The organism is Brevibacillus fluminis (genome assembly GCF_052072235.1).
GTDB classification, from domain to species: Bacteria; Bacillota; Bacilli; order Brevibacillales; family Brevibacillaceae; genus Brevibacillus_D; species Brevibacillus_D fluminis_A.
On record NZ_CM125436.1, the window covers coordinates 4099813 to 4113952 of the forward strand.

The following is a 14140-nucleotide window of genomic DNA, read 5'->3' on the forward strand; positions in this document are numbered from 1 at the left end:
CTTATGCTTATCATTTCACTGAGCATCTCCTTTAGCACGACGATCGGGGTCCAGCATGTGGATCGTTCCACCATCACGCCTTTGCGCATCACCGATCCGGTATGCCGCCGGACGATTGTGCTGGCTTGGAAGGCAGGCCGCTATTATTCGCTCGCTAGCCAAAAGTTTCGCCAGTTCGTGATCGATTATTTCGCCCGGCTCGCGAGCGACGCCGACCGGTTGCTTTAGCCAATGAAAAACAGGCAGCGCGCGATCATAATACCGTTCCGCTTTCCGCCACCATCATTTCGATGAATGAAAGGAACGCTTTCGGCATCCAGCGCCGGTTGGAATAAATCAATTGCGTCTGAAATGAAAGAGCCTCGTCAACGAACGGCACCGCCACCAAATCGCGCCGGATCAGGTCACCCTCCACCGCAAAGCGCGGGAGCAAGGCGACGCCCCACCCGTGCAGCACACACTGCTTGATCGCCTCGATGCTGCCGAATTCAAAATGGACGCGATGCGGGATGTCCCTGGCTTTGAGCAGCTCCAGCAAAAAAGCGCGGTAGGTGCAGCCAGACTCGGTCAAAATCAGCGATTCCCCGGCCAAATCCGCCGCTACCACCTGCGAAAACGATTGAAAGCGGTGACCCGGTTTGGCGATGATGACAAAGGCTTCTTCCCGAATCGGACGCGTGACCAGCTCCGGGTCTGTAAAGGGCGCATCCAAAATGAAGCCGAAATCCTGCTCTCCTTCTTTTACCGCCCGAATGATCGACGGCTCGTTGCCAGGCAAAAGCGAGAGCGTGATCCCGGGGTGCTTTGCTTGAAACTGCTGAAGCATCGCAGGCAAAAAATAAGCCGCAAGCGTTTCAATCGTTCCGATCGTCATCGTGCCGGTCCCTTGCTGCGAAACGACCTCCTTCGATTCAGCATGCAGCCGCAGCATCTCCCGGGCATAAGGCAAAAGCGCCTCACCCGATGCCGTCAGCTTCATGCCCCGGCCCATTCGCACAAGCAAGACGACGCCATAGGATTCTTCTAGCCGTTTGATCTGCATCGTCACGCTCGGCTGCGAGTACCCCAGCTTCTCGGCGGCTTTGGAATAGCTGCCCCACTTGACCACCTCGCAAAACGTCTGCAAATACACCAATTCCACCGCAATCACCTAATTATAATTTTTTTTGATAGTTCTTATAAAATACTATAGATAACACCAATAGAAAAGACCGTGTTACATTACCTTCAGAACATTGATTGCTTCCAAGTAATGATCCGACAGGAGGACTTCCCATGACCAAAAAATCAAACTTTTCCTTGGTGCTCGAAACACCTGCAGCCAGCCCGGAACAGGCGCACCAGCATTTTCTTGCAAAGCTTTCCGTCGAAACCGATGTCGCCGACGTGGCGCTCGACCTGCGCCGGGGCAACGACTCCTTCGTCCTCGTCGACGTGCGCAGCCAGGAAGCGTATGCAGACTGCCACATCCCCGGTGCGATCAATCTGCCTGCCCGTCAGATCAACAGCGACACCACCGCCTCGCTTCCGTCTGACAAGCTGATCGTCACGTACTGCTGGGGCCCTGCGTGCAATTCCTCGACCAAAGCAGCCGCGCGTTTTGCCTCGCTCGGCTTTCCCGTTAAGGAGCTGATCGGGGGGATCGAGTATTGGCGGCGGGAAGGCGGAGCGGTGGAAGGACGTTTGGCTGAAAAAGCTCCGCTTCATTGGAACATGAATGACTGATTGGTCTGTCGAAACATGCGATATGCTCCCCTTAAAGTAGACAGGTGAAATAATAAAACCCGCTACTGAAGGGGATTTGCCCAACAAAGTCGACAACTATTTTCTCAAGCAGCGTAGGATCTACTCGATTGTTTTTCCGGTTAAGCTGTGCGGGGCTAATGGAAGACACCCCTAACTCTCGTTGGAATTTTTTTGATAAAACATCGTCTGCAATCGCCCGAAGTCCTTCTCTTTGCTGGAGTTGAGCATGTAAAAACAAGAGAAGGTACGCTTTGGTTGTCAGCTTTTTTACGTACTTGTCTTGATCCATTTCGTCAATTCGTTGTTGAAGTTTCACAGCATTAATGGGTAGAACCCATTTACCAAATGAAGAAAATAGGGTCTGCTTGTCCATGGCTGATCCTTTACGTTGGATTGGGACAGGAACTACCTAACCTTTCCGGTGTAAAGGATTTTTTAATGTTGCCATCAATAAGTACAGAAATTTATATTCATTATGAATAATTCAAAAAATACTAATGCAACGCTATGCCTTTCCATAAAAATCAAATTGCAGAGGAAAGTCAAAAAAAAAATCAGGCCCAATTAGCCTGATTAGTAATAACTCGTATAGCATTTCACTTTTTGAAAGTTAACTTATAAGGAGTAACTACTATCTGAAAGGAGAGCTGTACCCCATTTACATCTTTTACAAATACTGTATCTCTGCCTTCCTTCAAACCTTTGATAGTGAGCGTATCTTTCTTGACAGTTACGCTTACAGTTCCATTACCTACAGTCTGGATCTCATAGGGTGATTTACCACCAGACAATTGGAGCGTAAAACTCTTTTTCGGGGCTATGGAAAAAATAGACTGATCGTTGCTATTTTTATCTACTACCGTTACTTCTAACTCAGCTTGCAGCTTTTTATACGTAACCTTGACCGTTGCGCTTCCTGTGCCTTTGGCATAAACATAGCCTTTATCGGCAATCGCAACTGAGAAATCAGAAGTTTCCCATTCTACGTCTTTTTTTATCTTTTCAGTGGAACCATCGCTGTACTCTCCAATTACTTCTACTGGAGCTTTCTCTCCCTCAACGATTTGTAAGGAGCTTGGTGATAATCGAATTCCAGTTAGTTTTTTCTGGTTAAGCGCTGTAGCATCATAGAGAATAATATCATAAAGATTTGGGATGGCAAGATTCTGATAGTCAGCACTGATCGCTGCTTTTCCGTTATAATCATTATCATGATCAACTGTGGCTACTAGATTCCCAGAAGGAAAAGAATAGATGTTCGTCCCCTTATAACGACTAGTTGCGACTACATAGTCAGAAAGACTCGAAAACAATGCTCCATTATCAAAAGAACCACTAACAAGTTCCATTCTCGTATAGTTATTTTCAATGTCATAAAACGCTAGCAAATCATTTTCTGTATAATCATCATTCGTTAGTAAAAACTTTCCATTTTGACTAAATGTAACATTGAGATTCTCTCTGTAATATCCATTTTTTCCACTATCCGACTTGGTAGAGAGTGTGGTAATCTGCTTTCCGGTATTGTAATTACGAATCATTATTGAGCCATCAATGGATACAGCCATCGTACCGTTTGAGGGATGGAAAGCGATGGAACGGATGTTTGATGGGAATTCCAAAGACATTAGTTCCGATCCGGTAAGCGTATCCCAAAACTTCAATTGTGATTCGAATGATGTCACATACATTTTCCCATCGGGACTAAATGCTACATGATCTGCACTGAAATCTTTAGACTGGATAAGCTTACCTGTTTTAACATCCCAGACTATTATTCCATTTCCAGTGTCACTAGAGGAACCGGTATGTGTCGCTACCAGAATTGAGCCATCTGGAGACAGTTGTACATCCGATAAAATCACGCCATAACCAGACGTTTCTTTTCCTTCAAACTCCTTTATCTTCTTTCCATTCTCTACATCCCAAAGGTATACTTTTGTATCTCCATAATTACCATGCCCCGAGACTAACCGTTTACTATCAGGGCTAAATGACATTGTAACAACTGGAAGTTCACTTTTCAATTTTCCCCATGCTTGCAACTCAATCGTGTCATCTTTAGCATGACTGCTACTCGGGGCAATCAACTGCACAATCAAACAAAATACCAACAATACGCCAAACATAATCCGACTTCTCATTTTTCTCCCCCTAATAAATAGCTTACATCTTTGGATAACTAGGATAGATGATACGGTATTTTTACCAAAGATGTAAGCCTTTTCTTGTAACTCAATTTTCAACAGTCAGTACATTCGCATCAATCCAACTACTCGATTTGTAGCGAATGCCAGCAACCATCGCCCAAGTACCCACATTATTTTCATTTACTACGGTAGATGGGTCATAATAATCCCAATATACTAAAATGCGCCCTCCTTCAAACTTTTCTACTTCCCCATAAAAAATGAAAATTTCACGCGATCTCTAACCTGAATCGTTCTTCCATTCACATCAATAGGGACATTGCTTTGTTGAACGTTTGCAGATTCTTCAAGTGTAGTAGTAATCCGAATGGTGTAATTTGGTTGATCCCATTGTACTGTAGCTCCTAGATACTCGCTGGCGAAACGCAAAGGAACCATCGTTTTCCCATTTATAATTTTCGCAGGAACCCCCATATATACGATCCCAGGACTGCTGCATGCCCCACCAGGTTCGTACTGAGCTACGGTTGCGTATTCATTATTAATCTCAACGAATAAACATGTTTCACCCTTATGCACAAAAGCGGTTTGTTTGGCCTCATCCCATACCAATTCGCCTCCCAGCGCTTCAAACATATCTCGCAGCGGAACCAGCGTTGTACCATTTTGAATAATGGGAGGTTGAGAGAAGTGCTTTGTTGTTCCGTTAATAACAACCTGAACCGCTTTTGCCGCAAAGGAACTCTGAGCCATCGAAAAGGCCAGTGCTACGGTTATTAAAATCAATAATGCACTCTTTTTCATGGATGAATCCCTCGTTTCTACTGGAGCCAAATTTAGAACGAATTACTGCGCTTGAATTTCCTTCTGGATATGAGCCGCAGAAAGCATAATGGCGTTTGTATGGCCACCACTTACGTTAGGAAATGAATAGTTTAAAGTCGGTACGCCTGTGATCGTTGCATAATCACCGTCCAGCAAATCTCCTGTGGTTTTCAGGTAAACGCCAGTAATGTTGTCACCCTCCTGCGTCAAAATATGAATATACGTGACTATTCCATCATCCAGCTTTGTTTCTTCGACACTAATAACTTGACCCGTGAATTTAACCATTTTATCCAAGTATGGCTGTATATTTTTTGTCAGATGTTTTGGTGTAATGGATAAATCCACTTTGGATGTTGCAAGTTGAATATCTTTGTCGTTATTGGCAGGAAACATGGCATAATGATCCACGATATATTGGTACGTGGTACTTTCCATCTCATGCCCTTCAGCCAACTGAGGAATTACATTCTGGAATGTATTCGCGACTTTTGTTCCTGATTTTTGCTCCGCTTGTTTCGCCTTCTTCTCAGCTTCCTCTTTTGCTTTTTTCTCAGCGTCTACTTTTGCTTTCGCTTCTTCCTCAGCTTTTTTCTTAGCCTGTTCCTCGGCTGCTTTTGTAGCCTGGTCATCAACCTTTGGTTCATTGCTTACAGGAGAGGATACTGCCATTGTAGGTTTCGTATCTTGTCCTGAACTGGTAACGATTCCAATCCCCATAAATAAAGCAACCAAAGCCCAAGGAATTGCAAATACTCGCTTAGCGGTGTTTAGTAGTTTCCACCGGAATAAAATCATGATGTAAGGGACAAATATCCATCCCAATACTCTAACGAAACCCATTTTGACTCCACCTTCCAAAGTGTTTTGGTATAATTTCCATTTCGATTGTTTCTTGATCTCTTGACAAAAATCTAACTAGTGGGGTGATACCGTTTACCAAACGACTTGCTGACTTACATCCCCTCTAAATGAGAATCAGATAAAACTGCCTCCTTTCTTGTCTGCAAATGTCGAATGTAACCATGAAAATTGATACTCAAATCCCTTGATTTTCCACGATTCAAAAAAATTATATAGAAATCGACATTAAACTTCAATGACTATAGACATTAAAAATAATAGTTTCTATAGTGCGTTGTTACTCTAATTTCAACCCTCTATGGTTTTCATAGAGGTGAAAACTGTGAGTAAAATCGCGCAACTTGTTGGAAATAGAATCAGGTTTTTCCGAAAAGGATCGGGCTTAAGCCAGGAGCAACTGGCTTTTAAAGCGGGGCTAAATCCCTCGTACTTGGGACAGGTAGAGCGTGGGGAGAAGAGTCCGACAATCGACAGTTTGGAGAAGATCGCAACCGCTCTCGATGTAACACTAGAGGATTTGTTCAGCTTCGAATACGAACGGTCCTTAAAATCATCGGACTCTACCTTCATTGACAAAATCGCTATCCAACTGCATGGACGATCGCAAATGGAGCAAGAAGCCGTATATAACTTCATCAAACAACTACTCTTGTTTCGAGATAAAAAATAGGCAGTCTTTTACCTCGACTCCTATCAGTTTCTCTGTTTCGAATTCTCTATGTTCCTCTCTCCCAGCCCAAAAAGTGACCACCATCTAGCAGAGTGTTAACTGATCTAATATATATTTCAGTTGACAGACTCCGTGAAACATCAGCATCACTGCTAAAACGCCTAGTACTCGTCAGCAAGTAGCATCTTACTTTGACAGCCATCATAAATGACAAACACCTGATCTGTTACTGCTTGAAGGACCGACATCCGAAATCCCTTCTTGTATGCAGGGGCTCCTGTAAGTGCAGGATGCTCTGTTATGATTTCCCACCTTCCAAAACGCTTCTGAGCGTAAACACCTGTAAAAAGTCCTTCTCCTGAACCTCCATTGTTTTAATCAGATACCATAACAAATTTTGTGAATAGGTCGGAATCTCAGAGATAACACCCTTGGTTACAAATTCAACTCAAGAGTTGGGTGGACAAGTATAATGGTCATAGCAGCTTACAATCGTATAACAGAAGGAGCAAAAGCTATGACCAAGGGCCGGACTACTACATGGCAGGAGCGAATCGATATTGTTCACTACTGTCTTGCTCATCAACATGACGATCATGCGACGGCAAGCCATTTTCAAGTGTATCAATGGGTTAAGAAATACAGGGATGGAGGGTAAGATGCCCTGCAGGATCGCCACGGTCGGAATCAGGCAGCAGAAGAGCTAACCGAAGCAGATCAGCAAAAGCTGGCAATGAAGAAGCTGGAGTATGAAAATGAGCGGCTTCGAGCGGAGAATGCATTTTAAAAAAAGTTACAAGAATTTCAAAGGAGGGGACGCCAACACCGACAGGAGAATGTCTACCTGGCCGTTCAAGCTGTTCAGCAAGAAGGGCATTTCAGCGTGCAGCTATTGTGTGAAATTGCCAAGATTCGACGCTCCAGCTATTACAAATGGTTGAATCGCAAACCCAGTTCCCGCGAGATAGAGAACCAAAACCTTGTGCCATGATCTCCATGCACGAGCAGGTCGGGAGCATCTATGGGTATCGTCGATTAACCCTTCATTTGCGTCGGCAGACCGCAATCGTCTTGTATTCCAAACGGTGAAAGCAGCCCTGAAAATGGCACGTGGAAGCAAGCCTATGCTTCATAGTGATCGAGGTTTTCAGTATACCTCTTTACGATTCAAGAAATTGTTTGGCAAGGAAGTGAACCAGAGCATGTCCCGAGTCGGCAGGTGCAATGATAATGGCCCAATGGAGGCTTTCTGGGGAGCCCTGAAATGCGAACGGTATTATCTGCGTACATACAGTACGTTTAAGGAACTCAAAAAAGACATTGAGGATTACATCCGTTTTTACAACAACGAGCGATTACAGGAAAAATTAAACAGCCTCAGTCCCATAGAATTCAGGACCAAGGCCGCTTAACTGATTTTTATTTTTTGTACTGTCTACTTGACGGGGTGCAGTTCAACAACGGCCACCCTTTTTGTTACTTCAGCATTTTTCCCATCCGCTTCGCCGCTTCCATAATCGGCTCGGCAAACTGTTTCATCACTTCTGTCGTCATTCGGTTGGACGGCCCCGATACCGCCACTGCCGCGACAAGTTTGCCATTCCGATTAAAGATCGGGGCAGAAATCGCAGCTGCGCCCAATTCCCGCTCCTCCACGCTCATCGCATAGCCGAGCTTGAGAATCTCTGCGAGCTGTTCCTGATACCCTTGGCGATTGACGGTTTCCGGCCAATTCGGATCGGCCAGCACGCTCTCCAGCACAGTGGGCTCATCAAAAGCAACCAGCACCTTGCTCGAAGCCCCGACTGCAAGCGGCATTCTCGCCCCGATCGGCGCTACCCGGCGGATCGCCTGGTTGCTCTGAACCGCTTGAATCCGAATGCGCTCCAACCCGTCCCGAACATACAGGCTGATCGTTTCGCCCAGCCCTTCGCGCAAACGCTCCATTTCCGGCAGCAAGATCGTTGCGGGGTCGTCCGAATGAGTCAGGTTGGCCGATAGCTCCCACACGCGGAACCCAAGTCGATACTTGTCCGTTTGCGAATCGCGCAGTACAAAGCCCTTGCTTTCCAAAGAGGCAAGCAGCCGGTGCACCGTGCTTTTGTGCAGGGAAATCCGCTTGGCAATCTCGCTCAGGCTCAGCTCGGTGGCGTCCGTAAAACAGAGCATGATATCCAGTGCCCGCTCCACGGCGCGAACCGTCGATTTTTGCTCATCCATCCGTACCACTCCACTCTTATGTCCACTCTCAACTGTTCTTTCCGTTTCATCTAGTGAAATCTCGTTCTAAAATTCAGTATACGCTACACGACTGTAACAGATCAAGTGAGGCTTTTGCCAATCTGTTACTTCGTCACTTCCGCAAGGCCCGGATTGTAACGTTTCATATAGGCAAAAATGTCGGCACCGCGCAAAAGCTCCACATCGAGGCTGATTCCCCGCTCGTCCAGATAGTTCTGCAAGGCTTCCGAACCGCGGGTAATCCTCTTGATTGCGGCGTCCGACAGCGTGAGCATGTAAGGAACCAGGAATTGCAGATACCAGGTTCCTTGCCGCTCTTCGGAAATATCGATCTCAAGCTCCACATCCGCATGGGAGAAGGCATACAGCTCATTGAAGATTTCGCCGAGCCTCGCTTCATCCGTGTTGGCAAGCGACACGCGCAGCACGCTTACGTAATATTCATCGTGAAACAGCACCAGCTCGTCGGTTATCGCACGGTATTTTTTGGCCACATGATCCATCAGGCATTAACCACCTTATCCAAAAGTAGAACACGATAATCCTATTCTATAACAGACTGGTTCCTTCTGTTAATGCCTGAGCGTCTTCGCGCGTGATCAATACCGCCCGCGGCTTACCGCCGGACTGTCCGGCCACATGGCCTTCCGCCTCCATCATCTCGATCAGGCGGGCCGCCCGGTTGTACCCGACCCGAAAACGGCGCTGCAGCGCGGAAGCAGAGGCTTGTCCCTGGTCTGCGACAAACAGCAGGGCCTCCAAATAAAGCGGGTCATCCCCTGCATCGAATGACTGGACTTGCTGCTCCAAATCTTCCTTGCTGAAATAATAATTCGGTTTGCGCTGCTTTTTGATCATTTGGGTTACCCGCTCGATCTCATCGTCGGAGACAAAATTCCCCTGCAGGCGAACTGGCGTCGTGCCGCTTTCCAAAAAGAGCATATCCCCGCGTCCCAGCAGCCGCTCCGCACCCGACTGGTCGAGAATCGTCCGCGAATCGATCTGCGAAAAGACCGCAAAGGCAAGCCGCGTCGGCACATTCGCCTTGATATTCCCCGTAATGACATCGACGGACGGACGCTGTGTCGCCAGCAGCAAATGGATGCCGCAGGCACGCGCCTTCTGCGCAATGCGGATGATGCAGTCCTCCACATCCTGCGGAGAAACCATCATCAGGTCGGCCAGCTCGTCGATGATGATGACGATGTATGGCAACGGCTCGTCTGTCGTCGTGTTATAGCGGTCGATGTCGCGCACGCCCGCATCGACGAAAGCCGTGTAGCGGCGCTCCATCTCCTCCACCGCCCATTTGAGCGAGGCTGTCGCCTGCTTCGCTTCTGTGACGACCGGCGTGATCAGATGCGGGAGGTGATTGTATGGTGCCAGCTCGACCATTTTCGGGTCGATCAGCAAAAGCCGAACCTGTTCCGGACTTGCCTTGAACAGGAGGCTGACGATGATCGAGTTGATGCAGACGCTTTTCCCCGATCCGGTTGAACCTGCGATCAGTCCGTGCGGCATTTTTTTGATGTCGGCCACGATCGGCTCTCCGCCGATGTCCATCCCGAGCGCGATCGCCAGCGGTGACGGATGGTTGCGGAATTTTTCCGATCCGATGATCCGGCTGATGAACACCGGCTCGCTCTTCTGGTTCGGCACCTCAATGCCCACGGCGTTACGCCCGGGGATCGGCGCCTCGATGCGGATGTCTTTGGCTGACAGATTCAGCTTGATGTCATCCGACAATCCGGTGATCTTGTTCACCTTCACCCCTGGGGCAGGCTGCAATTCAAAGCGCGTGACAGACGGTCCTTTGACGATGCCGACCACGTTTGCGTTCACGTTAAAATTGCCGAGCGTCTCTTCCAGCAGACGTTTTTGTTCATGCGTATATTCCAAATCATCCTCCGTCGCTTCCGGGCTCGGAATCAACAGATCGAGCTGTGGCGGATGATAGGTCGGCCTCAGCCCCTCGGCCTCGGTTGGCTCGGCGGCAACTGCCGGGATCGTCGGTGAAACCTCCTGCGTGGCAGCGACCTGGCGATCTGCCGAAAGCGCAGGGAATGGTTGGACCAGGGCGGTTTGTTCCGCATGATATGTTGCTTCCGCTGCAGTTGGCTGATGAAGTGCAGACGAAGCTGAATGCAATTCCTCGCCAGATGCTTCCTGCGGCTCCGGCGTCTCGATTTGCTGCATCACCCGGAAGGCGTCACGCTCCGTAAACGCCGACTGCGGATTCGCTGCAGCCATATCATCAGGAACGGCAGTAGCCCTATCAGAAAAAGCAGCATCTACCATCAGGCCATCATGACCGTCGTCTCCCGCTTCCTCACCCTGTTCCATTTCAGCCAGCTGCCAAGCAGCGCTTGCACTCCCTGCAATCTCTGCATGTCCCGCATACGGATCGGCTGCTTCCTTCATAAGCGGATCAGCTGGCAAGGACAGCGCTTCTGCCTGCTCCTCATCGTTCGATTCGAGGCGAACTGCCGCAACTTCCTCCATGGCCGGACGAACCATCGCTGCGCTTTCTGCCGCAAAGGCTTCCGCCTCGCTTATCGCCTCAACCGTCAGCTCCTCTGCGCCTGCTTCAAGGGGCGCCGTTTCAACCGGCTGATTCAGCCCGTTTTCTGCAGGCTGCTCCCCTTCATGGACTGCGATCGGTTTGTTTTCAAACAGCTTGCCGATATGAATTTGCAGCGGTTCCGGCGGTTGGAGCCGCGCGTGCTCGCGCGCTGTTGTTGGTTCGTCCGGTTGCGACGACGCATCGGGCGCGTCCGTGTCCTCCACTTGCGGAACCGATTGGCTTGCTTGGCTTTGTGCATGGTCTGTATGCCCCGCCTGCATCATCGGCTGACGATCAGCCACGGTATCTGCTTGCCGTTCGGTTTCTGGATGTACAACGTTTTGTACTTCCTCATGTGCAAAAACAGGAGGTTTCTCCGGTTCAGACGCAACCGCTGCGCTCAGCCCTTCTGGCGTCTGTGCACTGTGCACCGCGCCCCCATGTCCTGCATTGCCCAGCTCGAGCGCGCGGCCATCCGTTTGCTCCTCACTGATTGCGAGCCGCCCTGCTCCCAACGGCACTTCTGCAGCCGCATCATCGTTTCTTGCAGCGGTCTGTTCTTCGATTTTTTCACTCGATGTTTTGAGCGGCCAGAGCGGCTGCAACGGCTTTTCTTCCCTCCGCTGTGCCTCCTCTCTCTCCTGTCTGCGCTGCGGTTCGTCCGGCGTCCTCTTTTTCGGCGGCCGCGGGTCCACTTTGCCATAGATCGGCGAAAAAATTTCTGTCGGCTTGTACGGCTTCTTCGCTCCCGACTGATGCCGCGACTGCACAAAAACTTGCGGGCTCGTCGGCTGCTCCGCTGCCTGCTTAGCCTCCCGCTTATGCTGCTGGATCATCCGCTGCTGCTCCAACGGGCTCGCTGGCTCGTGCTTCCGCTGCCGTTCCCGTGCCGCTTCGCGCTCCGCCTGTCTTTGGCGATCGCCGGCACCGGTTCGCTCGGACCCACGCCGTTGATGATCCGTCTGCCCAGCCTTTTCGACTGGCCGCGACCGCTCTCGTCCGCCAAAGGCATCGACCTGCTGATGTGAGGTCGTCACGTCCGCATCCGTCTTTTGCTCCTTTTTCGCGTCAGGAATGACCGGAAAACGGAATTGCCGCGGCTTTTCCGGCAGTCTGCTCTCAGGCTGCACGCTCCCTTGCCTTTCCTTCGGATAAATGCTTTTCGCTTTCGCTTGAACCCGTAAATTTTGCCCATTTTGTGTATACTGCACCGGCTGCTGCGTCCGGACTTGCGTGTCTTGCTGCTCGTCCTCCCACTCCATGCCACGCACTGCATTCAATAAGTTTTTTAACCACGTCCACATGTGCTACGCCCCTCTAACAATTACTTCCCTGCTCTATGAATTCGGCGTTTTGCCTCAATTTACCCCTTGAAATTCGCTACTTTTAGTATAATCATAACGCAATTATGCGAATGAGTACACAAAAGTGGGGAAAGTCAGCATTCTCAGCCTTTCCCTTTTTTTCACAAAATGTGAAACATTTTTTTCAAAATGCCGTAGTAATAAGAGTAGGCTTATTTCAGCCTCGCCCCGCCATCGGTTTGGCGCGGGTTTCATTTTGCTGTTACATACAGAAGGAGGAAAACCTATGCTTAAAAAAGGGAGTTTCTTACTCCTGGCCATGTTGCTGCTCTTGACAGGATGTTCGGGACAAGCAGCGCTTGTCCGCGATTCTGTCGTTGCGACCATCGACAAGCCAAACTATGAATTCCAAGGTTCTTTGAAACTGCTTGCCGATGTAGACAAGCTGGAGAAACTGCCGGACGCTTCCATGACAAGCGACGAGAAAAAAGAAATGACCACCGTGCTTCGCGCGCTGGCAGCAGGCGTGACGCTCCAAGGCGTGCAAACCGATTTGCACCACGCGAAAATCACCTTTACCGCCAACGACGACAAGCCGCTCCGCGAAAAAAATCTGTGGACCGGCGACAAAAAAGCTGCTGCTGATCTGCTGATCGACGACACCAAGCTGTACGTCAAATCCCCGATCGATGCGAAATACTTGCTGATCGACAACACCAGCCCGTTGCAAAACACGGAAATCGACGCGAAAAAATTCAAAGATTTCCAAGATAAGCTGAACAAGCTGACGCTTGAATTCCTGAAAAAGTACATCTCCAAATACGGCTACACCTTGTCCCAAGTGAAAAACCTGGGTACGGAAACCGTCAAGCTGCCAAATGGCGAATCCGTTCAGGCAACTCACATCGCTATTTCGCTCGACATGAAAGAACTGATCAAAATGTTCTACTATACCGCAAATGATGCAACTGCCAACGCAGATGTGCGCGCATTTGCAATCGATGTTGCTACATTGTTCAGCAAGTTCGAACAAGACACCACCCCGCCGGAAAAACCGTTGACCGATGAGCAATTGAGAGCGGAAGCAACAACGTCCGTCGACATGGGCATCGCGTTCCTGAAAGGCTGGCTGGCGCAAACACAAAAAGATTACCCGGTAGACAAAGTCGTAGAATTGGCGAAACAAGAAGGCCTGCTCGCTGTCAATCTGGACTTTGATTACCTGATTGGCTCCGACAAACTTCCTGTCAGCCAAAAAGCAACGGTGAAAGTGACATTCGATCCAAAAGTGGAGACCGTCAAAGAGCCGATCACGATCGGTTTCGAGTCCAACAGTTTGGTATGGAACTACGGCAAAGCGCCGCAAATCGCTTATCCGAACGCAACTGAGGCTGTCACGCTCGATACGATCTACAAGGATGAAAAAGCGCTGGGCAACTTCAATGAAAAAGGCTACCTGTACGCGATCCTGAAATCCGTAAAGGAAAATCATGACGAGGAGCAAAAATACTGGGACGATCTTTACAGCGACGAAGGTGAAGCAGCCCCGGTAACCACTCCTGCAGCACCGGCGCCAACGAAATAATCGGTTTGACCTTAGAAAAAACAGCTGTCCGGCATATACCGGCAGCTGTTTTTTTGTTACAATATTTTATATGTCAGTTTTCTTAACAGAGGATGATAGAAATGAAAGGTAAACAACTGGAGTTCTGTCCCATCTGCCGCGCTGTCCTCGTTGCCCATACCAGCAAGCATTCCATCGTACTTTGGTGCTCAC

13 protein-coding genes and 1 pseudogene are annotated in these 14140 nt (G+C 49.0%); 5 read left to right on the top strand and 9 right to left on the bottom strand.

All coding sequences use genetic code 11. The features are described 5' to 3' along the window. Window positions 1-3 precede the first annotated feature (3 nt). The gene (locus ACTID9_RS20410; RefSeq protein ID WP_441066715.1) at window positions 4-228 is read left to right on the top strand and encodes a hypothetical protein; all 225 of its coding nucleotides are present in this window, start codon (window positions 4-6) and stop codon (window positions 226-228) included. A 25-nt stretch (window positions 229-253) separates the two neighbouring features. On the opposite strand, the gene ACTID9_RS20415 is transcribed toward ACTID9_RS20410, so the two are convergent. Next, window positions 254-1141, bottom strand: coding sequence for a LysR family transcriptional regulator (locus ACTID9_RS20415; RefSeq protein ID WP_441066716.1), 888 nt, complete (start codon window positions 1139-1141; stop codon window positions 254-256). Between the two features lie 134 nt (window positions 1142-1275). On the opposite strand from ACTID9_RS20415, the gene ACTID9_RS20420 reads away from it, so the two are divergent. Next, window positions 1276-1725, top strand: coding sequence for a rhodanese-like domain-containing protein (locus ACTID9_RS20420; protein WP_441066717.1), 450 nt, complete (start codon window positions 1276-1278; stop codon window positions 1723-1725). A gap of 31 nt (window positions 1726-1756) precedes the next feature. On the opposite strand, the gene ACTID9_RS20425 is transcribed toward ACTID9_RS20420, so the two are convergent. The 4 genes from ACTID9_RS20425 to ACTID9_RS20440 all read right to left on the bottom strand — a co-directional run bounded on the left by ACTID9_RS20425 (window position 1757) and on the right by ACTID9_RS20440 (window position 5564). Then, window positions 1757-2119 carry a DUF4372 domain-containing protein gene (locus ACTID9_RS20425; protein WP_441066718.1) on the bottom strand — a complete coding sequence of 121 codons (363 nt, stop codon included), beginning with the start codon at window positions 2117-2119 and terminating at the stop codon, window positions 1757-1759. Window positions 2120-2342: 223 nt separating this feature from the next. Further along, complete coding sequence (locus ACTID9_RS20430) at window positions 2343-3890, bottom strand: Ig-like domain-containing protein (RefSeq protein ID WP_441066719.1); 1548 nt, start codon at window positions 3888-3890, stop codon at window positions 2343-2345. 249 nt (window positions 3891-4139) lie between these two features. Beyond that, entirely contained in the window at window positions 4140-4700 is a 561-nt protein-coding gene (locus ACTID9_RS20435) for a copper amine oxidase N-terminal domain-containing protein (RefSeq protein WP_441066720.1), read from the bottom strand. A gap of 42 nt (window positions 4701-4742) precedes the next feature. Further along, window positions 4743-5564, bottom strand: coding sequence for a hypothetical protein (locus ACTID9_RS20440; RefSeq protein WP_441066721.1), 822 nt, complete (start codon window positions 5562-5564; stop codon window positions 4743-4745). Between the two features lie 343 nt (window positions 5565-5907). Here ACTID9_RS20440 and ACTID9_RS20445 point away from each other — a divergent pair, with 343 nt between their 5' ends. Beyond that, complete coding sequence (locus ACTID9_RS20445) at window positions 5908-6255, top strand: helix-turn-helix domain-containing protein (protein ID WP_441066722.1); 348 nt, start codon at window positions 5908-5910, stop codon at window positions 6253-6255. Between the two features lie 298 nt (window positions 6256-6553). On the opposite strand, the pseudogene ACTID9_RS20450 reads toward ACTID9_RS20445, so the two are convergent. Continuing rightward, a pseudogene (locus tag ACTID9_RS20450) lies at window positions 6554-6685 on the bottom strand (hypothetical protein); the annotation flags it as partial. Window positions 6686-7379: 694 nt separating this feature from the next. Between ACTID9_RS20450 and ACTID9_RS20455 the strand changes: the two are divergent. Further along, entirely contained in the window at window positions 7380-7667 is a 288-nt protein-coding gene (locus tag ACTID9_RS20455; protein ID WP_441072672.1) for a transposase, read from the top strand. A 64-nt stretch (window positions 7668-7731) separates the two neighbouring features. Here the strand turns inward: ACTID9_RS20455 and ACTID9_RS20460 are convergent, their stop codons facing one another. From ACTID9_RS20460 to ACTID9_RS20470, 3 genes are all read right to left on the bottom strand, one after another. Further along, on the bottom strand, window positions 7732-8475 hold the full coding sequence (locus ACTID9_RS20460; protein WP_441066723.1) for an IclR family transcriptional regulator: 744 nt from the start codon (window positions 8473-8475) through the stop codon (window positions 7732-7734). A 125-nt stretch (window positions 8476-8600) separates the two neighbouring features. Continuing rightward, on the bottom strand, window positions 8601-8999 hold the full coding sequence (locus tag ACTID9_RS20465) for a hypothetical protein (RefSeq protein ID WP_441066724.1): 399 nt from the start codon (window positions 8997-8999) through the stop codon (window positions 8601-8603). Between the two features lie 46 nt (window positions 9000-9045). Then, complete coding sequence (locus ACTID9_RS20470; protein ID WP_441066725.1) at window positions 9046-12363, bottom strand: DNA translocase FtsK; 3318 nt, start codon at window positions 12361-12363, stop codon at window positions 9046-9048. Window positions 12364-12649: 286 nt separating this feature from the next. Here ACTID9_RS20470 and ACTID9_RS20475 point away from each other — a divergent pair, with 286 nt between their 5' ends. Continuing rightward, entirely contained in the window at window positions 12650-13948 is a 1299-nt protein-coding gene (locus ACTID9_RS20475) for a hypothetical protein (protein ID WP_441066726.1), read from the top strand. The last annotated feature ends 192 nt before the right edge of the window (window positions 13949-14140 follow it).